The sequence below is a fragment of the Klebsiella quasipneumoniae subsp. quasipneumoniae genome (assembly GCF_020525925.1).
Taxonomy (GTDB): Bacteria; Pseudomonadota; Gammaproteobacteria; order Enterobacterales; family Enterobacteriaceae; genus Klebsiella; species Klebsiella quasipneumoniae.
On record NZ_CP084876.1, the window covers coordinates 4,855,293 to 4,876,811 of the forward strand.

Here is a 21,519-nt window from a genome sequence, read left to right on the forward strand (position 1 = left end):
TGTACACGTTCAGTTCTGGCTCGCACCAACAACCTGTAATACTTTGTTGAGCGCTTGTTCAGGTTGTTCACTGTCTAACCAATGCACACCTTCCCAACCGCGCAGCCAGGTGACCTGACGTTTGGCTAACTGTCTCGTGGCGCAAACACCTCGATAAACCATCTCATCATATGGGATCTCGCCATTGAGATATGACCACATCTGGCGGTATCCGACACAACGGATGGAAGGCATATCCGTATGCAAATCTCCGCGGGCAAAAAGCGCCCGTACTTCTGCTTCAAAACCTGAAGCTAACATCTGATGAAAACGCTGTTCTATGCGTTGATGGAGCAGTTCACGGCTCGCCGGGGCGATGGCGAACTGATGCACCTGATATGGCAGAGCGTCTCCTGACGTTTGCGTCAGTTCCGTTAAAGTTTTACCCGAAATGAAAAAAACTTCCAGTGCCCGGGAAAGCCTTTGCGGATCATTTGGATGAATACGCGCAGCCGCCACGGGATCGATCTCCTGTAACTGCTGATGTAACGCGTTCCACCCCTGCTCTGCGGCCTGCCGCTCAATCCGCGCTCTGACCTCTGGGTCAGCGGACGGTAAGGGCGACAATCCTTCCAGCAACGCTTTGAAATACAACATCGTCCCGCCGACTAACAGCGGAATTCGCCCGGCGGCAACAATTTCCGCCATCGCCGCCAGCGCATCGCGGCGAAAATCCGCCGCGGAATAGGCCTCTGCAGGATCCAAAATATCCAGCAGCCGGTGCGGCGCGGCGCTCAGCTCTGCGGCATCCGGTTTGGCGGTGCCAATATCCATTCCCCGATAAATGAGGGCGGAATCAACACTAATCAACTCTACTGGCAAAACTTTACGTAAGGCTATCGCCAGCGCGGTTTTGCCGGAGGCCGTCGGGCCCATTAAAAAAATTGCCTTGGGCAGGCTCGCCTCGGTTACATCATTCATCTTTCAGGGCATTCATCGCCGAATGGAGATCTACAGGTTGTAACAGGCCACCCGGCGGCGTTCTCACCAGCTGCGGGCAAAGACGCTCAACGTCCGCCAGCAGCGCAATCGCCTGCGCCATATTCCATGACGTCTGTTCGCTCGTCAGATTACGCGCCATCCATTGGGCGATATTGCCGACGTCGAATGCGTTTTGCTGCGCCAGGTAGCCTATCAGTTCAGGAATCAAGATTTGTAAATTTTGTTGTCTTAAGGGTAAAGGGACCGCGCGCACCGTCACGTGCAGGGCATCGGTATGCATATCGATCCCCAGCTGCGTCAGCGCCGACTGCGCGGCGGCCAGCGCCTGTTTTTCCCCTTCCGTCACTTTTAACCGCAGGGGGATCAACAGCGGCTGGGCACAGACGGCCTCTGCTCCCGGGGTTAACTGCGCCTGGCGCAGCCAGCGCTCGGCAACGGTCAACGACAGCAGCGCCAGGCCGCCCTCGCGCTCGAGCAGCGCGCAGTCGCGGCTCACAATCGTCAGCACTCTGCCAAAGCTCTGGCTGTGACCGGCCAGTTCCGCCGTGCCCGGAGTCTGTAACGCGGGCTTTGGCGCCGTTGGCGTGTCGAGCAACTGACGATAAAGCGCCCCTTGCTGCTTCTGGTAACCCGGCTGCGCGTGCGGCCAGCTCGCGCCGCCCGGCCTGCCGCTGGAGGCCGCAGACTCACGCGATGGCGTGATGCTGAAACGGGTTGCCGGTTCACGCGCTTCCGACGGCCGCGCAAACTGGTTGCCGCCCGCCGCGATCCGGTTCTCCGGCATCGCACGGGGCGCCGGCGGGTCGTCTTTTTCCGCCAGCGGCGCGTCAAGTTGCTGCTGCAGCACGCTCAGTACGCCCTGGTAGATAAAGTCATGCACCAGGCGCGACTGATGGAAACGCACCTCATGCTTGGCCGGGTGGACGTTCACATCCACCTGATGGGGATCGATCTCCAGATACAGCACAAACGCCGGCTGCTGATCGGCCCCCAGCTTGTCTTCACAGGCCTGGCGGATAGCGTGGTTGATCAGCCGTTCGCGCATCATCCGCCCGTTAACATAGCAATACTGAATTTCCGCCAGCGCAGGGGTGGTATGCAGCGGATCGGCGACCCAGCCGCGCAGGGTCAGATCGCCATGCTGCCACTCAATCGCCAGGGCATGTTCAAGAAAGGCGGCGCCACAGATGGTTCCCAGCCGCCGCTCCCGTTGGCCATCCTGAGCGACTGCCCGATACTGGCGCATCACCTTGCCGTTATGGCTGAGGTTGATGGTGACGTCGAAGCGCGCCAGCGCAATGCGGCGGACCACCTCGTCAATATGGCCGAACTCGGTCTTTTCGGTGCGCATAAATTTGCGCCGCGCCGGGGTGTTGTAGAACAGATCGAGGACTTCCAGGGTGGTGCCGACCGGATGCGCCGCCGGCTTCACCGTCACCGCCTGATCGCGGCCTTCGGCATACGCCTGCCAGGCTTCCTGCTGTTCCGCCGTGCGCGAGGTGAGCGTCAGGCGCGCCACCGAGCTGATACTGGCCAGCGCTTCGCCGCGAAAACCGAGGCTGATAATGGCTTCGAGATCGTCGAGCGAGGCGATTTTGCTGGTCGCGTGGCGAGCCAGGGCCAGCGCCAGCTCGTCTTTTTTGATGCCGCAGCCGTTATCGCGAATGCGAATGAGCTTCGCGCCGCCGCGTTCGATATCAATATCAATTCGCGTGGCGCCCGCATCAAGGCTGTTTTCAACCAGCTCTTTCACCACCGACGCGGGCCGTTCCACCACTTCGCCGGCGGCAATCTGGTTGGCGAGCTGCGGCGGCAGAACCTGAATCGGCATCCCCTGCTCCTTAGTTAATCAACATCCCGCCTGGCGCTGCGGCGCTGGCGGTCTGCGCCGCCTCGCCGCGAGGCGCAGACTGCAGCGGATGCTGCATAAAGTAGTTGCGCAGACCGTTGTAAATCGCCTCCGCAATCTGCTCCTGGTAATCATCGCTCCCCAGTAGCCGTTCTTCCCCGTTGTTACTGATAAAGCCTGTTTCCACGAGGATCGACGGAATGTCCGGCGAGCGCAGTACGCCGAGGCTGGCATGCTCAGGACGGCGCTTATGCAGATTGCCAATCCGCTGCAGCTGGCTGAGTACGTTGGTCGCCACATCGTAGCCGACGCGCTGGGAGTGACCGAACTGCAGATCCAGCACCGCCTGGCTCAGGTAGGGATCGGCCTGGCTGTTCGCCAGCACATCGCCCGCGCCGCCGAGCAGTTCAGACTGCTTCTCATGCTGCTCCAGCCAGCCGGCCATTTCACTGTTGGCGCGACGGTTCGAGAGCACCCATACCGAGGCGCCGGTGGCATCGCGGTTTGGCGCGGCGTCGGCATGGATTGAGACGAGGAAGTTGGCGTTTTGCTTACGCGCCACATCCGAGCGCCCCATTACCGAAATAAAGTAATCCCCGTCACGGGTCAGCACCGGTTTAAACTGCGGATCGGCGTTCAGCAGCGCCCGCAGCTTGCGCGCGATAGCGATAGTCACGTTCTTCTCTTTGGTGCCATTCGGACCAATCGCGCCAGGATCCTGACCGCCGTGCCCGGCGTCGATGGCGATAATCACCTTATCCTGCGCCGACACCGTGCGGGCCGCCGGACGGGTCACGGTCTGATTGTTGGTCATCGCCGGCTGAGAGGGGGTCATCACCGTCTGCCGATCGTGGCCCGACGAGCTAAACGGATTGCGTCCCGCCGTCGCCGTCCGGGAAGGCATTACCGGCGGCGGGTCGGCCCGTTTCACCACCACAGGAGGCGGCGGCGGTGGCGGTGGCGGCGCGTCGGCGTTGATGGTAAAGACCACCGTGTAATTCGCCCCGTTCTGCTGCTTCACCGCCCGGGTTTTGCCATCTTCCGTCAGATCCACCAGCAGACGCAGCGTCTGCGTATCCTGCGGCGTACCGGCGCGAATACTCTTCACCAGGTTGCTGCCGCTAAATTTCAGCGGCAGTCCCTGCAATACGCCGGTCTGCTTGATATCCAGCGCCACCAGTCGTTTGCCCTGCGGGGTAAAGGAATACTCCGGTTCACCGACAAAGCTAAGAGTAATACGGGCCTGCTGGTCTCCATTGGAGACCTGGATATCGGATAAACTCGCCGCAGTGGCGTGAAGACTCGACAGCATCAGCGCAGCGGCAAGCCAGGTGGTTATGCGATACTTCATCCCGTCATCCTTCAGGCTAAATGGCTAAACGCGCCAGTAAAGATTCACCCCGTGAGGAGATCGCGGTCATGCGCGCCTCACGCCCTTGTGCCTGGTAATCAAGGTGAATTTCAACGTCCGGGTCAGGCAGGACACCTGCGCCTTGCTGCGGCCATTCCACCAGGCAGATGGCATCGTCGGCAAAATAATCGCGGATCCCCATAAATTCCAGCTCCTCAGGATCCGCCAGGCGGTAGAGATCGAAGTGATACACCATCAGTTTGTCGAGGGTGTACGGCTCCACCAGGGTATAGGTTGGGCTTTTGACATTGCCGCGGTGACCGAGCGCCTGTAAAAAGCCGCGGCTAAAGGTGGTTTTCCCCGCGCCTAAGTCACCATACAGGTAAATCACGGTGGCGCCGGTACAGGCCTGCGCAATACGGTCGCCCAGGGCCAGCGTGGCCTGCTCATCGGGTAAAGGAATCACTCGGTTAATCATGGTCTACGTCAATCACATCCGGGTTAACAACACGCCTGAGCGTGGAAAAGAGATCGGTCGCCAGCATGCCGCGGGTGCCCTCGCGGGCGGCCAGTCGGTCGGCGGCATCGCCATGCGCGACGCACCCGGCACAGGCAGCATCATACGGCGTCAGGTGCTGTCCTAACAATGCGGCGATAATGCCAGTGAGCACATCGCCCATTCCGCCGCTGGCCATCCCGGCATTGCCGGCGTCGATAATACCCATCGCCCCGCTTTCACTGGCCACCACCGTGCCCGCGCCTTTCAGCACGACCACGCCGCCATACCGTTTTACCAGACGCTGCGCAGAAAGTAAGCGATCGCTTTCAATTTCTGCCACGCTGACGTTCAGCAGACGGGCCGCTTCGCCGGGGTGCGGCGTCAGCACGCGATTGTGACGTTTATCGGGATTGAATGCCAGCAGGTTCAGCGCGTCTGCGTCCCAGACCATCGGTTTGTTAACACTTTCCACCATGCGCAGGGCGCTGCGTCCCCACTCGTTCTGCCCCAGGCCCGGGCCAATCGCCACCACATCCGCCCATTCCAGCGCGGCTTTCAGGGTCTGCGGCGTCAGTTCATCCACCATTAATTCCGGCCGGGCGGTGACAATGGGCGCTACGTTCTCAGGGTGAGTGAGTACTCGCACCAGCCCTGCGCCGGCGCGTAAAGCCGCTTCACCGCACATGCGAATCGCGCCTGCCGTGCCGCGCTCGCCGCCGACGATCGCCAGCTTGCCGTGATCGCCCTTATGGGAGGTAGCCCGGCGCGGCGGCAGCCAGTCGGCAAGGTGGGCGGCGCAAAACCGCGTCAGGGGAGTACTTTGTCCGGCGAGCCAGCGCTCAAGCCCCAGCGCATGATGGTGGAGCTGCCCGACGACATCCCGCGCCTTGCCGGTCAGCAGCCCCGGCTTGAGCGCAATAAACGTCAGCGTATGGTCGGCCTGAATGACCGCCCCCGGCGTCGCGCCGGTCTGCGCATTCAGGCCGGAAGGGATATCCAGAGCCACCACAGGCGCAGGATGGTGGTTCGCCTGGTGGATGAGCGCCGCGATGGATTCGCGCGGCGCACTGCGCAACCCGGTGCCAAGCAGGCCGTCAATAATCAGTGAGATATCGTCTGGCCAGGGGACAGTGTCCGCATGGATCACGCCGCCGGCGTTAAGCCATGCCTCCCGCGCCGCCTGCGCCTCTTCCGGCAGCGGGTTGTCACTCTCCACCGCCAGCAGCGTCACCCGCCGCCCGGCGGCCTGGGCCAGACGCGCGACGACATATCCGTCGCCGCCGTTGTTGCCATGCCCGCAGAGGATCAGCCAGTGCGCGCTGTCAGGAAAAGCGCGGCTGGCCAGCTGGAACGCCGCCTCGCCCGCGCGCTGCATCAGTTCAAACAGCGTCAGTCCCAGGCTGTCCGCCGCCTCTCGTTCGGCCAGGCGCAGCGCCTCCGCAGGCCAAATGTTGTATGGTATACTGTCAGGGTTTTTCGTCATTGTATGGTCCATCATGTCACAGCCCCTCGATCTCGTTCAGTTAGCGCAACAAATCAAACAATGGGGCACAGAGCTCGGGTTCCAGCAGGTCGGTATCGCCGATACCGACCTTAGCGCCAGTGAACCCAAACTGCAGGCATGGCTGGATAAACAATACCACGGCGAAATGGAGTGGATGGCCCGTCACGGTATGATGCGCGCCCGCCCCCACGAACTGCTGCCCGGTACGTTACGCGTCATCAGCGTGCGGATGAACTATCTGCCCGCCAACGCCGCCTTTGCCCGCACCCTGAAAGATCCCGCGCTGGGTTACGTCAGCCGTTATGCCCTTGGGCGTGATTATCATAAGCTGCTACGTAATCGCCTGAAAAAACTGGGTGAGAAGATTCAGGAACAGTGTGCTTCGCTCAATTTTAGACCTTTTGTCGATTCCGCGCCTATTCTGGAGCGGCCCATCGCAGAAAAAGCGGGCCTTGGATGGACAGGTAAGCACTCACTTATCTTAAGCCGCGACGCCGGATCCTTCTTTTTCCTCGGCGAACTGCTGATTGACCTGCCCCTGCCGGTCGACAGCCCGGTCGCGGAGGAGTGTGGACGCTGCGTCGCCTGCATGACCATCTGCCCCACCGGGGCCATCGTCGAGCCCTATACCGTCGACGCCCGCCGCTGCATCTCCTATCTCACCATCGAACTGGAAGGCGCGATCCCGGAGGAATTCCGTCCGCTCATCGGCAACCGGATCTATGGCTGTGACGACTGCCAGCTCATCTGTCCGTGGAACCGTTTCTCACAGCTCACCGATGAAGAGGATTTCAGTCCGCGCCAGGCGCTGCATGCCCCGCCGCTGGTGGAGCTGTTCGCCTGGAGCGAAGCGTGGTTTCTGAAGGTGACCGAAGGGTCGGCGATTCGTCGCATTGGTCACCTGCGCTGGCTGCGTAATATCGCCGTCGCGCTGGGTAATGCGCCCTGGGATGAAGCCCATCTTCGCGCGCTGGAGAGTCGCCTGGGCGAGCACCCGCTTCTCGACGAACACATTGAGTGGGCGATGGCCCAGCAGCTGAAAAAACGGAGCGCCGACGCCGTTGAAGTACAGCTGCCGAAAAAATTACGTCTGGTCAGGGTGGTAGAGAAAGGGCTGCCGCGCGACGCCTGATTCATTCACAGGCTGTGAATAAAATCTAAAACACATTGCGTTTCAAGGCGCAGACCGAGGTCAAGTGATCGGATTAACATTTCGAAATGAAATTTAATTGTTAAATTTCAATTAGATATAAAGATATTATTTACAAAGCGAAGCATTTACGCCGTCAGAGACGAAACGACAACCTGTGGATAACTCTGTTCACAGTATTTCTGCAGACCAAACGAAAATCATCCCCGGCGCTGGATTGCACTGTGGATAAATAAGAGATGGAAGAAAATTTGGAGCGGGAAACGAGACTCGAACTCGCGACCCCGACCTTGGCAAGGTCGTGCTCTACCAACTGAGCTATTCCCGCTTAATCATCGTCATTCAAGCTACTGTGTAGCAACCTGAAAACTGCGACTGGTGTGGTGTGTCATTCAAATTTTGGAGCGGGAAACGAGACTCGAACTCGCGACCCCGACCTTGGCAAGGTCGTGCTCTACCAACTGAGCTATTCCCGCTTAATCTTTGGCTTTCGCCCCGCATCTGCGAGATGAAATCCTTTGATCAGGATGGTGCTTTCAAATTTTGGAGCGGGAAACGAGACTCGAACTCGCGACCCCGACCTTGGCAAGGTCGTGCTCTACCAACTGAGCTATTCCCGCGTTACTGCATTTTTTGCCATATTTCGATGGCGTCGTAATTTGCATTTCTGCGTCGTTACGGGAGGCGCATTATACGAGAATTCGATGCCCCTGCAACCCCCTGTTCATCACTTTTTTGCGTTTTTTGTTTAAATGGATATTTTCTCGCCACCTACGCCGCTGAATTGTATAAATAAGCGTCATTTCGGGCAAAATCGCTTTTTCCGCCCGCCTGAATGACGCAAAATCGCTCGCATCATACAGCGGTGGCGCGACGTAAAACGAGGCCACCACGCCGCCAAACAGGGAATTAGCATGAGAAAAGTCCTCACCGTCCTGCTGCTGAGCACGCTGGCCATCGGAACCGCGTCAGCCGAGACGCTCCATTTTGGCACCAGCACGGCCAATCCGCCGTTTGTCACCGCCAACGGCAAAAATCAGCCTGTCGGCTTCGATATCGATCTTGCCCAGGCCCTGTGCCAGCAGATGCAGGCGCAGTGCCAGTTCACGGCGCAGCGTTTCGATACGCTGATCCCGGCTTTACGCTTCAAGAAATTTGACGCGGTGATTGCCGGCATGGAAGTGATCCCGATGCGTGAGAAGCAGGTCGCCTTCAGCCGTCCCTATCGCCAGGCGCTCTCCGGGGTGGTGATCGTCAACAAAGATGTCGCCCATACCTTTGCCGACCTGAAAGCCAAAAAAGTCGGCGTGGTGAAAGGCACACTGCATCAACACTATCTGCGTGATAAACAGAAAGCCGTACAGGCTGTTCCTTACGACGACGTCGCCAGCGCCCTGGCCGCGCTGAAGGCCGGGCAAATAACCGGCGTCATGGGCGACTTCGCCACCCTCGACGCCTGGCAGCAGGAGAACCCTGACTACGCCATCATGGATGAACGTGCCACCGACCCGGCTTATTACGGTAAGCAGTATGCGATTGCGGTGCGCAAAGACGATCCGGAGCTACTGAATGCGATCAACGATGCCCTGACCGCGGTCATGGCGACGCCTGACTTCCAGCAGATGCAGCAGAAGTGGTTTAAATAACGCAGAAAGGTGTACCGGGCCGCGCACAGGGCCCGGTCGCGGTTTACAGCTTAATGAAATGCTCGCGGTAGTAAGCCAGCTCGGCGACTGACTCGCGGATATCGTCCATCGCCTGATGGGTACCCTGCTTTTTAAAGCCGTCGAGAATTTCCGGCTTCCAGCGGCGCGCCAGCTCTTTCAGCGTGCTAACGTCCAGATAGCGATAGTGGAAATAGGCTTCCAGTTGCGGCATGTACTTAAACAGGAAGCGACGATCCTGGCCGATGCTGTTGCCGCAGATCGGCGACTTGCCCGCCGGCACCCACTGCTTAAGAAACTCAATGGTCGCCAGTTCGGCGTCGTGCTCGCTGACGGCGCTGGCCTTCACGCGATCCACCAGCCCGCTGCCGGTATGCGTCCGCACATTCCACTCGTCCATCAGCGCCAGCTGGGCATCCGATTGATGCACCGCGATGGTCGGCCCCTCGGCCAGAATGTTCAGGTTGGCATCGGTCACCAGGGTGGCGATTTCAATAATGCGATCGCGCTCCGGATCCAGCCCTGTCATCTCAAGATCGATCCAAATGAGGTTGTTTTCATTTGCACTCATGCTATTTTCCACCCTTCTTGCGTGACTATATTCATCTAAAATAGCGTGTATCATAGAGGTTTTGCCCCATCAGGGCGACCAGGAGCCAGTTCGATTGAGTAAAAATAAACTCTCCAAAGGCCAGCAGCGCCGCGTCAAAGCCAACCACCAGCGCCGTCTGAAAACCACTGCGGAGAAGGCCGACTACGATGACAACCTGTTTGGCGACACGTCGGAAGGCATTGTCATCAGTCGCTTTGGCATGCATGCCGACGTCGAATCCGCTGACGGCAGCGTGCATCGCTGCAATATCCGCCGGACGATCCGTTCGCTGGTCACCGGCGACCGCGTGGTCTGGCGGCCGGGTAAAGACGCCGCCGACGGCGTAAGCGTCAAAGGGATCGTCGAAGCGGTTCACGATCGCGCCTCCGTCCTGACGCGCCCGGATTTTTACGACGGCGTGAAGCCTATCGCCGCCAATATCGACCAGATCGTGGTGGTTTCCGCGATCCTGCCTGAGCTGTCGCTGAATATTATCGATCGCTATCTGGTGGCCTGCGAGGCGCAGGATATCGAGCCGTTAATCGTCCTGAACAAAATTGATCTGCTGGATGACGATGGCCTGCGCTTCGTCAATGAGCAAATGGACATCTACCGCAACATCGGTTACCGCGTACTGCTGGTCTCCAGCCGTACTCAGGACGGCCTCAAGCCGCTGGAAGCGGCCCTGACCGACCGCATCAGCATCTTCGCCGGGCAGTCCGGGGTGGGTAAATCAAGCCTGCTGAACGCCCTGCTGGGGCTGAATGAGGATCAGATCCTCACCAATGATGTCTCGGACGTTTCCGGCTTAGGCCAGCACACCACCACCGCGGCGCGCCTCTACCACTTCCCGCACGGTGGCGATGTGATTGATTCACCGGGGGTACGTGAGTTCGGCCTGTGGCATCTGGAAGCGGAACAAATCACCAACGGCTTTGTCGAATTCCATGATTATTTAGGCCGTTGCAAATATCGCGACTGTAAACACGATACCGATCCTGGCTGTGCGCTTCGCGAAGCGGTAGAGAGCGGCAAGATCGCCGAAAGCCGTTTCGAGAACTACCACCGCATCCTGGAAAGCATGGCGCAGGTACAGGTAAAAACGCGTAAAAACTTTTCCTCGACCGATGACTGACCATTAAGCTGAGCGTCACGTCAGGCGCTGCCGGGCAGCGGTGATGACGCGGCTTACGCGGATGCCATTTGGCGAGTTTTACGTATAGAATCGTCCCCTTTTTTCAGGTCCCCGCCCGCAGGCGGGGTCAGGAACGACATATCATGGCCTGGAGGCTACTTTGTTAAACGATCTTAAACTTTCACTGCAATACATTCTGCCTAAACTGTGGCTCACCCGCCTCGCAGGCTGGGGTGCGAGCAAACGCGCAGGTTGGCTGACGAAGCTGGTCATCGATCTGTTCGTGAAATACTACAAGGTCGATATGAAAGAGGCGCAGAAGCCGGATACCGCGGCCTATCGCACCTTCAACGATTTCTTTGTGCGCCCGCTGCGCGACGACGTTCGCCCGCTGAATACCGATCCTAACGTACTGGTGATGCCGGCCGACGGCGTGATCAGCCAGCTTGGTGCCATTGAGAACGATAAAATTCTGCAGGCCAAGGGCCACGACTACAGCCTGGAAGCCTTACTGGCCGGCAACTACCAGATGGCCGACCTGTTCCGTAACGGCAGCTTCGCCACCACCTATCTGTCGCCGCGCGACTATCACCGCGTGCACATGCCGTGCAACGGTATCCTGCGCGAAATGATCTACGTTCCTGGCGACCTGTTCTCCGTTAACCATCTGACGGCGCAGAACGTGCCGAACCTGTTTGCCCGTAACGAGCGCGTCATCTGCCTGTTTGATACTGAGTTTGGCCCGATGGCGCAAATTCTGGTGGGCGCGACTATCGTCGGCAGCATCGAGACCGTGTGGTCCGGCACCGTAACCCCGCCGCGCGAAGGCATTATTAAACGCTGGACCTGGCCCGCTGGCGACAGCGAAGGCTCCGTCGCCCTGCTGAAAGGCCAGGAGATGGGCCGCTTCAAACTGGGCTCCACCGTGATCAACCTGTTTGCCCCGGGCCAGGTGAAGCTGGTCGACATGCTGCAAAGCCTGTCCGTGACTAAAATCGGCCAACCGCTGGCGACAACGGTGGAAGCAACCACCGCCGCTGAACCGGCGCCGTTACCGGAAGAAGAGATCCGCGCCGAACATCGCGCCAGCCCGCTGGTTGACGATAAACAAGACCAAGGTTAATTCTTCAGCAAAAGGGTTATGCCGTGCGCCTGATATACACTTTCCTGTTGGCCTTGAGCCTCAGTTTCGGGGCGTACGCTGCGACAGCCCCGGATGCTAAACAGATAACCCAGGAACTGGAACAGGCGAAGGCGGCAAAGCCCGCCCAGCCTGAAACCGTTGAAGTTCTGCAGTCCGCCCTGAACGCGCTTGAGGAGCGAAAATCGTCTCTCGAGCGCGCCCGTCAGTATCAGGACGTTATCGACAATTTCCCCAAACTGTTTCAAAGCCTGCGTGCCCAGCTCAACAATCTGAGCGAAGAGCCGCGCCAGGTGCCAGTCGGCCTGACCGCCGATGCGCTGAACCAGGAGATCCTCCAGGTCAGCAGCCAGCTGCTGGAGTCAAGCCGTCAGGCGCAGCAGGAGCAGGATCGCGCGCGTGAAATCGCCGACTCCCTGAACCAGCTGCCGCAGCAGCAAACCGACGCCCGGCGTCAGCTCAATGAGGTTGAGCGCCGCATCGGCACGCAAACCGGCAACAATGCTCTCGCCCAGGCGCAAAATCTTGCCCTGCAGGCGGAATCGGCGCGCCTGAAGGCGCTGGTGGATGAGCTCGATCTCGCCCAGCTTTCCGCCAATAACCGCCAGGAGCTGTCGCGCGCCCGTTCTGAACTGGCGCAAAAGCAGAGCGAGCAGCTGGATGCCTATCTGCAGGCGCTGCGTAATCTGCAGAACAGCCAGCGCCAGCGGGAGGCGGAAAAAGCGCTGGAGAGTACCGAACTGCTGGCGGAGAACAGTGAAAACCTGCCGCCGGACATCACCGCCCAGTTTAAAGTCAACCGCGAACTCTCCCAGGCGCTGAACCAGCAGGCGCAGCGTATGGATCTGGTGGCGTCCCAGCAGCGGCAGGCGACGAATCAAACGCTGCAGGTGCGCCAGGCGTTAAACACCCTGCGCGAGCAGTCGCAGTGGCTGGGCTCCTCCAATCTGCTGGGCGAAGCCCTGCGCGCCCAGGTGGCGCGGCTGCCGGAGCGCCCTCGCCCGCAGCAGCTGGATACGGAGATGGCGCAGCTGCGCGTGCAGCGTCTGCGCTTTGAGGATTTACTCAGTAAGCAGCCGCAGCTGCGGCAGATCCGTCAGGCCGACGGCGAACCGCTGACCAGCGAGCAGAACAAGATCCTGCAGGCGCAGCTACGCACACAGAACGAGCTGCTGAACTCGCTGCTGCGCGGCGGCGATACCCTGATGCTGGAGCTCACCAAGCTGAAGGTCGCCAACGGCCAGCTGGAAGACGCGCTGAAGGAGATCAACGAAGCCACCCACCGCTATCTGTTCTGGACTTCGGACGTCAGCCCCATCGGCTTCTCCTGGCCGCTGGAGATCGTCCAGGATCTGCGGCGCCTGATCTCCCTGGATACCATCAGCGAGCTGGGTAAAGCCAGCGCGATGATGCTCACCAGCAAAGAGACCCTGCTACCGCTGTTTGCCGCCCTGCTGCTGGTTGGCTTCAGCATCAGCTCCCGGCGCCATTTCACCCGCTTCCTTGAGCGCTCCAGCGCTCGGGTGGGGAAAGTCACCCAGGATCACTTCTGGCTGACGCTGCGCACGGTCTTCTGGTCGATACTGGTAGCTTCGCCGCTGCCGGTGCTGTGGATGACGCTCGGCTATGGTCTGCAGTCCGCCTGGCCCTTCCCGCTGGCGGTGGCGATTGGCGATGGGGTCACCGCGACGGTGCCTCTGCTGTGGGTGGTGATGATCTGCGCCACCTTCGCCCGGCCAAACGGGCTGTTTATCGCCCACTTCGGCTGGCCGCGTAACCGCGTGGCGAAAGCGATGCGCTACTACCTGATGAGCATCGGACTGATTGTGCCGCTGATAATGGCGCTGATCATGTTCGATAATCTTAACGACCGCGAGTTCTCCGCCTCGCTGGGCCGCCTGTGCTTCCTGCTGATCTGCGGCGCGCTGGCGGTGGTCACCCTCAGCCTTAAGCATGCCGGCATCCCGCTCTACCTGGATAAAGAGGGGAATGGCGACAATATGGTGAACCGCCTGCTGTGGAACCTGATGCTTGGCGCCCCGCTGGTGGCCATGCTGGCGGCCGCCGTCGGCTACCTCGCCACCGCTCAGGCGCTGCTGGCGCGTCTGGAAACCTCCGTCGCCATCTGGTTCCTGCTGCTGGTGGTCTATCACATTATCCGCCGCTGGATGCTGATCCAGCGGCGCCGACTGGCCTTCGACCGGGCCCGCCATCGTCGCGCGGAAATTCTCGCCCAGCGCGCCCGCGGCGAAGATGAGCCTGTTCACGTCAGCAGCCCGGAAGGGTCGGTGGAGACGGAGGTCAGCGAGGTCGATCTCGATGCCATCAGTACCCAGTCGCTGCGTCTCGTGCGCTCTCTGCTGATGCTGATCGCGCTGCTGTCAGTCATCGTGCTGTGGTCGGAAATTCACTCGGCGTTTGGCTTCCTTGAGAATATCTCGCTGTGGGACGTCACCTCGACGGTGCAGGGGGTGGAAAGCCTCGAGCCCATCACCCTTGGCGCGGTGCTGATTGCCATTCTGGTGCTGATCATCACCACTCAGCTGGTGCGCAACCTGCCGGCGCTGCTGGAGCTGGCGATCCTCCAGCACCTCGATTTAACGCCCGGCACCGGCTACGCCATCACCACCATCACCAAGTATTTGCTGATGCTGATCGGTGGGCTGGTGGGCTTCTCGATGATTGGCATTGAGTGGTCGAAGCTGCAGTGGCTGGTCGCCGCGCTGGGTGTGGGTCTCGGGTTTGGCCTGCAGGAGATCTTCGCTAACTTTATCTCCGGCCTGATTATCCTGTTTGAAAAGCCGATCCGCATCGGCGATACGGTCACCATCCGCGACCTGACGGGCAGCGTCACCCGCATCAATACCCGCGCCACCACCATCAGCGACTGGGACCGGAAAGAGATTATCGTGCCGAACAAGGCGTTCATCACCGAACAGTTTATCAACTGGTCGCTGTCGGACTCGGTCACCCGCGTGGTGTTGACGGTGCCGGCTCCGGTGGACGCCGATACCGAAGAGGTGACCAAGATCCTCATCGCCGCGGCGCATCGCTGTTCGCTGGTCATCGATACCCCGGCGCCGGAGGCGTTTCTCGTCGACCTGCAGCAGGGGATCCAGATTTTCGAGCTGCGTATTTTTGCCGCCGAGATGGGGCACCGCATGCCGCTACGCCATGAGATGCATCAGCTGATCCTGGCGGGCTTCCGCGAGCATGGCATTGATATGCCGTTCCCTCCGTTCCAGATGCGGCTGGAAAGTATCGACGGCAGGCAAAGCAGTAAAACCATGACCTCGGCCGGGAAAACCAGCCGACGTACGGCTGGCAGCCTGTAGGCCATACCCTGCCCGGCGCCGCCGCCGGGCAGGCTTTCTAGCTCTCCATTACCAGCACACCGGACGCCAGGCGCCGACGGTAGCTTTCGTAAATGGCCAACGCCAGCAGCGAGAAGAAGATCGGCCCGCCGACCATCCACAGCGTGCTGTTCCAGTCCCCGCTGTCGATGACCGGCTGAATAATGGTGAAGATATTGGCGAAAGTCACCACCAGTAGCACCACGCCGGTCGCCAGCAGCGTCGACTGGCGGTTTTTGAAAATCACGAACGGCCGATCGAGATGCGCTTTTGACTTGAAGAACGGGAAGGCGATGGTCAGGAACAGGTAAGGCAAAGTCATGGAGACATTGGCCATCAGCGTCAGCTTGTTATAAAACGCGGAAGCGCTGTCCCCACCGAACGACACCATGACAATAAACACCCCGACCAGCAAACACTGCAGCCACATCGCCGCGGCGGGCATACCATTAACGTTGAGACGGGTCATCACCGATGGCCAGAGCGCTTTTGGCGTGCCCTGGATAATCGCTTTCAGCGGCGAATAGCTGAGAGTGAAAAACGCGCCGGTATAGGCGAGAAACATCGACAGCCCGGTAATACGGGCGAACCAGATCCCGGTGAGGGCTGCCGCCTCTGGCGTCATGTGCAGAGCCTGGCCGAGCGTGTTCCCGAGGCTGGTCATCAGCACATAGGTGATGTTGCCGAGGTTGGTTGAACGCGCACCGAGCACCTGCTGCCAGTTAGCGCTCACGCCCCACAGCACAATCGCCAGCGAATAACCAACCGAGATTACGATCGCCGCGATAATAATCCCTTTGGCAAAGTTCTTTTCCGGTTTATCGGTTTTATCCACTAAGCCGCCGACTGCCTCAATTCCGCCATAGGCGAAGATGGCAAATACCACAAATGACAGCATTGCCATACACGACTGATAGCCCGGATTAGGCGAAAGGGCGAAGTTTAACGGTTGGGCGAAATGGCCGCCGTTGAGCAGCAGGATCGCCCCGCTCACCAGCAGCAGCACCAGATTAAGCCCCATCACCGCGATACCGCCGACGGCGGTGATCCTGGCGATTTTATTGATCCCTTTGACGGCAATAAAGGTCACGACGACCATCCAGCAGGCCGCCAGAATGCCCACCGTCTGCGTCGGGGTCAGGCTACCCAGCGCCCAGCTTTGGGTTTTGTCGGCGCCAAACAAAAAGGTAGATAGCGGCACCCAGATCTTAGCCGCGGTACTCACCATCCAGACGATGTACGACGCAAACCACATAAAGGTGCCGATAAACGCAAAGCGCGGCCCGACGCTGTGGTTCATCCAGGAGTAAATGCCGCCCTCTTCCCGACGAAAGGCTGAGCCCATCTCCGCCATCATCAGCGCAAACGGAATGAAGAAAAAGAGTGCGGAAAAAAGATAAAACGGCATAGCGCTGTAGCCCATCAGATAAAACGCCGACGGGCTGTTGGCAAAGCCAAACACCGAGGTGAAGATCATCAGAATCAGCCCAATCAGGCTCATCTTCTTGAGTTGTTGATGCATAAACCTATCCAAACGTGAGCATCGCCCGACGGGCAACGCCTGGTCTCATAAAAAGAGCGCGGATAGTAGCAAAAGCACGGAGAGAGATTGTGGGTATTCGGGCGAATGCCGGGATACCGTGCGAGGTATAGGTCAGGAGAGGCCTGTCACCTCCCTCGCCCGCAGGCGGCGGGAGGTGACAGCGCCATCAGGCGCGGTCGACCGTAAAGGCGATCACTTCGCCGATGCTTTCAGCGCCCAGCGCCAGCATCACCACGCGATCAACGCCCAATGCCACGCCGGAGCAGTCCGGCAGACCTGCCTCCAGCGCCGCCAGCAGGTTGTTATCGATGGGCTGCTGCGGGAGGCCGCGCGCGGCCCGCTTGCGGTTGTCCTGCTCAAAGCGCAGGCGCTGCTCATGGGCGTCGGTCAGCTCGTGGAAACCATTCGCCAGCTCAATTCCTTTGTAATAGACCTCGAAGCGCTCAGCGACCCGATGATCTTCCGGGCTGATCTGCGCTAAAGAGGCCTGAGTTGCCGGGAAATGATAAATGAACGTCGGCCGATCTTTGCCGATGTGCGGCTCCACGCCCATGGTGAACAGCAGTTGCAGCAGCGTGTCGCGATCTTCTTCAGTATCGGCGATATTGCTCAGATCCAGCTTCGCCGCGACTTCGCGCAGCTGCGCTTTATCGGCAGAGAGCGGGTCAATATCCAGATGACGCTGGAACGCCTGCTGATAGGAGAGGCTTTCCGCCGGCTGGCACTCCAGCACCTGCTGCAGCAGATCGTCCACCTCGTTGATCAGACGATACATGTCATAGCACGGACGATACCACTCCAGCATGGTGAATTCCGGATTGTGATGCCGCCCCATCTCTTCATTACGGAAGCTGCGGCACAGCTGGAAAACCGGGCCGCAGCCCGCCGCCAGCAGGCGCTTCATATGGTATTCCGGACTGGTCATCAGGTACAGATTGAGTCCCTGTGAGTGGCCCGGGCCGACGAAACGGGTTTCAAACGGGAACAAATGGATATCCGTTACCGTCGCCTGACTCATGCAAGGCGTCTCCACCTCCAGCACGCCGCGATCGGTAAAGAAACGGCGGATTTCCGCCATCACCGCCGCGCGTTTCAACAGATTGGGAATGGGTGCGCTCGGCTGCCAGGTTGCCGTCTCGCTCATGGTACTTTCTCCGATTGCAAACAAGGGCACGAAGTCTACTCGCAACCGGCGAGTGAAACAAATTTTGTGCAATCCCCGGCAGATTACATGCCATTAATCTATCGTTAACCTAAATGCATAAATATCACTGATAAATAACCGCACATATCGATAAAAAAATCGAACACGTCAATTTTCCATACTGACCCTACGGCTATACTCCTGTACCTATAAAGGAGCAGTGATACTTTTTCGCCAGCCCGGCGGCGAAATACACTAAAACTGGAGGAATGTCGTGCACACTTTTCAAGCCGATCTCGCCGTAATTGGCGCCGGCGGGGCAGGCCTTCGCGCCGCTATCGCCGCCGCCCAGGCCAACCCCAATGCCAAAATCGCCCTGATTTCTAAAGTCTATCCGATGCGCAGCCATACGGTCGCTGCAGAAGGGGGGTCCGCAGCCGTTGCCCAGGATCACGATAGCTTTGAGTACCATTTTCACGACACCGTCGCCGGAGGCGACTGGCTGTGCGAGCAGGATGTCGTCGACTATTTCGTTCACCACTGCCCGACGGAAATGACCCAGCTGGAACAGTGGGGATGCCCGTGGAGCCGCCGCCCTGACGGCAGCGTTAACGTCCGGCGCTTCGGTGGCATGAAGATCGAACGTACCTGGTTTGCCGCCGATAAAACCGGCTTCCACATGCTGCATACCCTCTTCCAGACCTCCCTTCAGTTTCCCCAAATTCAACGCTTTGATGAACATTTCGTCCTTGATCTGCTGGTCGATGACGGCCAGGCCCGCGGCCTGGTGGCGATGAATATGATGGAAGGCACGCTGGTGCAGATCCGCGCCAACGCGGTGGTGCTGGCCACCGGCGGCGCCGGACGCGTCTATCGCTACAACACCAACGGCGGCATCGTTACCGGTGACGGCATGGGTATGGCGCTGGGCCACGGCGTGCCGCTGCGCGATATGGAATTCGTGCAGTATCACCCGACCGGCCTGCCGGGCTCCGGGATCCTGATGACCGAAGGCTGCCGTGGTGAAGGCGGGATTCTGGTCAACAAAAACGGCTATCGCTATCTGCAGGATTACGGCATGGGCCCGGAAACCCCGCTCGGCGAACCGAAGAACAAATATATGGAGCTGGGCCCGCGCGACAAAGTGTCCCAGGCCTTCTGGCACGAATGGCGGAAAGGGAACACCATTCCCACGCCGCGCGGCGACGTGGTCTACCTCGATCTGCGCCACCTCGGCGAGAAAAAGCTGCTGGAGCGCCTGCCGTTTATCTGTGAGCTGGCGAAAGCCTACGTCGGCGTCGACCCGGTGAAAGAACCGATTCCGGTACGCCCGACCGCGCACTACACCATGGGCGGCATCGAAACCGATCAACAGTGCGAAACCCGCATCAAAGGGCTGTTTGCCGTGGGCGAATGCTCGTCCGTTGGTCTGCACGGCGCCAACCGCCTGGGCTCCAACTCGCTGGCCGAGCTGGTGGTCTTCGGCCGCCTGGCCGGGGAACAGGCCATGCAGCGCGCCGCGCAAGCGGGCGAGACGAACGGCTCCGCCCTTGATGCGCAGGCTGCCGATGTGGAGCGTCGTCTGAAAGATCTCGTCAACCAGGAGGGTAACGAAAACTGGGCGAAAATCCGCGACGAAATGGGGCTCTCGATGGAGGAAGGCTGCGGCATCTACCGGACGCCAGAGCTGATGCAGAAAACTATCGACAAGCTGGCTGAGCTGCAGGAGCGCTTTAAGCGCGTGCGCATTACCGACAACTCCAGCGTATTCAACACCGATCTGCTTTACACCATTGAGCTGGGACACGGTTTAAACGTTGCCGAATGTATGGCGCACTCGGCCATCGCCCGTAAAGAATCGCGCGGTGCGCACCAGCGTCTGGATGAAGGCTGTACCGAACGCGACGACGTCAACTTCCTCAAACATACGCTCGCCTTCCGCGAGGCTGATGGCACCACCCGCCTGGAATATGGCGATGTGAAGATCACCACGCTGCCGCCGGCGAAACGTGTCTATGGCGCTGAAGCGGAAGCGGCTGAGAAGAAGGAGACCACCCATGGCTGAGATGAAAAACCTGAAAGTCGAAGTGGTGCGTTACAACCCGGAGGTCGACACGGCACCGCACAGCGCGTTCTATGACGTGCCTTACGATGAGCAGACCTCGCTGCTGGACGCGCTGGGCTACATTAAAGACAACCTGGCGCCCGACCTGAGCTACCGCTGGTCCTGCCGGATGGCGATCTGCGGCTCCTGCGGCATGATGGTCAATAAGGTACCGAAGCTGGCCTGTAAAACCTTCCTGCGGGATTACACCAAAGGCATCAAGGTTGAAGCGCTGGCCAACTTCCCGATCGAGCGCGATCTGGTGGTGGATATGACCCACTTTATCGAAAGTCTGGAGGCCATTAAGCCGTATATCATCGGCAATAACCGCACCCCGGACCAGGGACCAAACAAGCAGACGCCGGCCCAGATGGCCAAATACCATCAATTCTCCGGCTGTATCAACTGCGGACTGTGCTATGCCGCCTGTCCGCAGTTCGGCCTGAATCCGGAGTTTATCGGCCCGGCGGCGATCACCCTCGCCCACCGCTATAACGAAGACAGCCGCGACCACGGCAAAAAGGAACGCATGGCGCAGCTTAACGGCCAGAACGGCGTCTGGACCTGTACTTTCGTGGGCTACTGCTCGGAAGTGTGTCCGAAGCACGTCGACCCGGCGGCCGCGATCCAGCAGGGCAAGGTGGAAAGTTCGAAAGACTTTCTTATCGCCACCCTGAAACCACGCTAAGGAGTGCATTATGACGACGAAACGCAAACCCTACGTGCGGCCGATGACCTCCACCTGGTGGAAAAAGCTGCCGTTTTATCGCTTCTACATGGTGCGGGAAGGCACGGCGGTGCCGACGGTCTGGTTTAGCATTGTGCTGATTTACGGGCTGTTTGCCCTCAAGCACGGCGCCGAAAGCTGGGCGGGATATATCGGATTCCTGCAAAATCCAGTGGTGGTGATCCTCAATCTGATCACCCTGGCGGCGGCGCTGCTGCACACCAAAACCTGGTTCGAGCTGGCGCCGAAAGCCGCCAACGTCATCATCAAAGGCGAAAAAATGGGGCCAGAGCCGGTGATTAAAGGTCTCTGGGTGGTGACGGCGGTGGTCACCGTGGTGATCCTGTTTGTCGCCCTGTTCTGGTAAGGAGGCTGAGATGATTAATCCCAATCCGAAACGTTCCGATGAACCCGTTTTCTGGGGGCTGTTTGGCGCTGGCGGCATGTGGGGCGCGATTGTCGCGCCGGTGATGGTGCTGCTGGTGGGCATTTTGCTGCCGCTGGGGCTCGCCCCCGCCGACGCCTTCAGCTATGAGCGCGTGCTGGCCTTTGCCCAAAGCTTTATCGGCCGCGCGTTCATCTTTCTGATGATTGTCCTGCCGCTGTGGTGTGGGCTGCATCGTATTCACCACGCCATGCACGACCTGAAAATCCATGTGCCAAACGGCAAATGGGTCTTCTACGGTCTGGCGGCGATCCTCAGCGTCATTACTCTGGTTGGCGTACTGTTTATCTGATCCTGCAAGAGCCCGGCAGCAATTCTGCTACCGGGCTCGCTTCAT

The 21,519-nt window shown here is 59.4% G+C and carries 17 protein-coding genes and 3 tRNA genes; 9 read left to right on the forward strand and 11 right to left on the reverse strand.

Annotated features, from left to right (window positions below; all coding sequences use genetic code 11):
* Positions 1-9: 9 nt before the first annotated feature.
* Genes miaA through nnr form a run of 5 tightly spaced genes read right to left on the reverse strand, consistent with a single transcriptional unit; the run spans position 10 to position 6,163 of the window.
* Complete coding sequence (gene miaA / locus LGM20_RS23280; protein ID WP_044525187.1) at positions 10-960, reverse strand: tRNA (adenosine(37)-N6)-dimethylallyltransferase MiaA; 951 nt, start codon at positions 958-960, stop codon at positions 10-12.
* Positions 953-2,812, reverse strand: a complete 1,860-nt coding sequence (gene mutL, locus LGM20_RS23285) for a DNA mismatch repair endonuclease MutL (protein WP_044525186.1) — start codon at positions 2,810-2,812, stop codon at positions 953-955. The genes miaA and mutL overlap by 8 nt, the downstream gene beginning before the upstream one ends.
* Before the next feature lie 10 nt (positions 2,813-2,822).
* On the reverse strand, positions 2,823-4,181 hold the full coding sequence (amiB, locus tag LGM20_RS23290; protein ID WP_044525185.1) for an N-acetylmuramoyl-L-alanine amidase AmiB: 1,359 nt from the start codon (positions 4,179-4,181) through the stop codon (positions 2,823-2,825).
* Positions 4,182-4,197: 16 nt separating this feature from the next.
* Positions 4,198-4,659: a tRNA (adenosine(37)-N6)-threonylcarbamoyltransferase complex ATPase subunit type 1 TsaE gene (gene tsaE, locus LGM20_RS23295; protein ID WP_032454629.1), complete on the reverse strand. Its 462-nt coding sequence runs from the start codon at positions 4,657-4,659 to the stop codon at positions 4,198-4,200.
* On the reverse strand, positions 4,652-6,163 hold the full coding sequence (gene nnr, locus LGM20_RS23300; RefSeq protein ID WP_162823534.1) for a bifunctional ADP-dependent NAD(P)H-hydrate dehydratase/NAD(P)H-hydrate epimerase: 1,512 nt from the start codon (positions 6,161-6,163) through the stop codon (positions 4,652-4,654). The genes tsaE and nnr overlap by 8 nt, the downstream gene beginning before the upstream one ends.
* Positions 6,164-6,176: 13 nt before the next feature.
* Here nnr and queG point away from each other — a divergent pair, with 13 nt between their 5' ends.
* Positions 6,177-7,316: a tRNA epoxyqueuosine(34) reductase QueG gene (gene queG / locus LGM20_RS23305; protein ID WP_032454627.1), complete on the forward strand. Its 1,140-nt coding sequence runs from the start codon at positions 6,177-6,179 to the stop codon at positions 7,314-7,316.
* Positions 7,317-7,586: 270 nt separating this feature from the next.
* On the opposite strand, the gene LGM20_RS23310 is transcribed toward queG, so the two are convergent.
* The 3 genes from LGM20_RS23310 to LGM20_RS23320 form a co-directional block, all read right to left on the reverse strand.
* Positions 7,587-7,662: transfer RNA gene (locus tag LGM20_RS23310), tRNA-Gly, on the reverse strand.
* A 72-nt stretch (positions 7,663-7,734) separates the two neighbouring features.
* A tRNA-Gly gene (locus LGM20_RS23315) sits at positions 7,735-7,810 on the reverse strand.
* A 68-nt stretch (positions 7,811-7,878) separates the two neighbouring features.
* Positions 7,879-7,954, reverse strand: a tRNA-Gly gene (locus tag LGM20_RS23320).
* A gap of 294 nt (positions 7,955-8,248) precedes the next feature.
* On the opposite strand from LGM20_RS23320, the gene LGM20_RS23325 reads away from it, so the two are divergent.
* A complete protein-coding gene (locus LGM20_RS23325) occupies positions 8,249-8,980 on the forward strand; it encodes a transporter substrate-binding domain-containing protein (RefSeq protein ID WP_004206436.1) in 732 nt (243 codons plus the stop codon).
* 43 nt (positions 8,981-9,023) lie between these two features.
* Here LGM20_RS23325 and orn read toward each other — a convergent pair whose 3' ends face one another.
* Positions 9,024-9,569, reverse strand: coding sequence for an oligoribonuclease (gene orn / locus LGM20_RS23330; RefSeq protein ID WP_004206435.1), 546 nt, complete (start codon positions 9,567-9,569; stop codon positions 9,024-9,026).
* Positions 9,570-9,663: 94 nt separating this feature from the next.
* On the opposite strand from orn, the gene rsgA reads away from it, so the two are divergent.
* The 3 genes from rsgA (at position 9,664) to mscM (ending at position 15,201) form a co-directional block, all read left to right on the forward strand.
* The gene (gene rsgA / locus LGM20_RS23335) at positions 9,664-10,725 is read left to right on the forward strand and encodes a small ribosomal subunit biogenesis GTPase RsgA (RefSeq protein WP_023291707.1); all 1,062 of its coding nucleotides are present in this window, start codon (positions 9,664-9,666) and stop codon (positions 10,723-10,725) included.
* Between the two features lie 160 nt (positions 10,726-10,885).
* Positions 10,886-11,848, forward strand: a complete 963-nt coding sequence (gene asd, locus LGM20_RS23340) for an archaetidylserine decarboxylase (RefSeq protein WP_044525183.1) — start codon at positions 10,886-10,888, stop codon at positions 11,846-11,848.
* 23 nt (positions 11,849-11,871) lie between these two features.
* Entirely contained in the window at positions 11,872-15,201 is a 3,330-nt protein-coding gene (mscM, locus tag LGM20_RS23345) for a miniconductance mechanosensitive channel MscM (RefSeq protein WP_017900929.1), read from the forward strand.
* A gap of 37 nt (positions 15,202-15,238) precedes the next feature.
* Here mscM and yjeM read toward each other — a convergent pair whose 3' ends face one another.
* Positions 15,239-16,741: a glutamate/gamma-aminobutyrate family transporter YjeM gene (gene yjeM / locus LGM20_RS23350; protein WP_044525182.1), complete on the reverse strand. Its 1,503-nt coding sequence runs from the start codon at positions 16,739-16,741 to the stop codon at positions 15,239-15,241.
* A gap of 187 nt (positions 16,742-16,928) precedes the next feature.
* A complete protein-coding gene (gene epmA, locus LGM20_RS23355; protein ID WP_004206428.1) occupies positions 16,929-17,906 on the reverse strand; it encodes an elongation factor P--(R)-beta-lysine ligase in 978 nt (325 codons plus the stop codon).
* Between the two features lie 274 nt (positions 17,907-18,180).
* On the opposite strand from epmA, the gene frdA reads away from it, so the two are divergent.
* From frdA to frdD, 4 genes are read left to right on the forward strand one after another with little or no spacing between them, the layout of a single operon-like run.
* Entirely contained in the window at positions 18,181-19,971 is a 1,791-nt protein-coding gene (gene frdA, locus LGM20_RS23360; protein ID WP_032454622.1) for a fumarate reductase (quinol) flavoprotein subunit, read from the forward strand.
* Positions 19,964-20,698, forward strand: a complete 735-nt coding sequence (gene frdB / locus LGM20_RS23365) for a fumarate reductase iron-sulfur protein (RefSeq protein ID WP_004177729.1) — start codon at positions 19,964-19,966, stop codon at positions 20,696-20,698. Before frdA ends, frdB begins: the two co-directional genes overlap by 8 nt.
* Positions 20,699-20,708: 10 nt before the next feature.
* Positions 20,709-21,104 (forward strand): fumarate reductase subunit FrdC, encoded by a 396-nt coding sequence (gene frdC / locus LGM20_RS23370; RefSeq protein ID WP_002885530.1) that lies wholly within the window; start codon positions 20,709-20,711, stop codon positions 21,102-21,104.
* A 10-nt stretch (positions 21,105-21,114) separates the two neighbouring features.
* Positions 21,115-21,474 carry a fumarate reductase subunit FrdD gene (frdD, locus tag LGM20_RS23375; RefSeq protein ID WP_002885526.1) on the forward strand — a complete coding sequence of 120 codons (360 nt, stop codon included), beginning with the start codon at positions 21,115-21,117 and terminating at the stop codon, positions 21,472-21,474.
* Positions 21,475-21,519 lie beyond the last annotated feature (45 nt).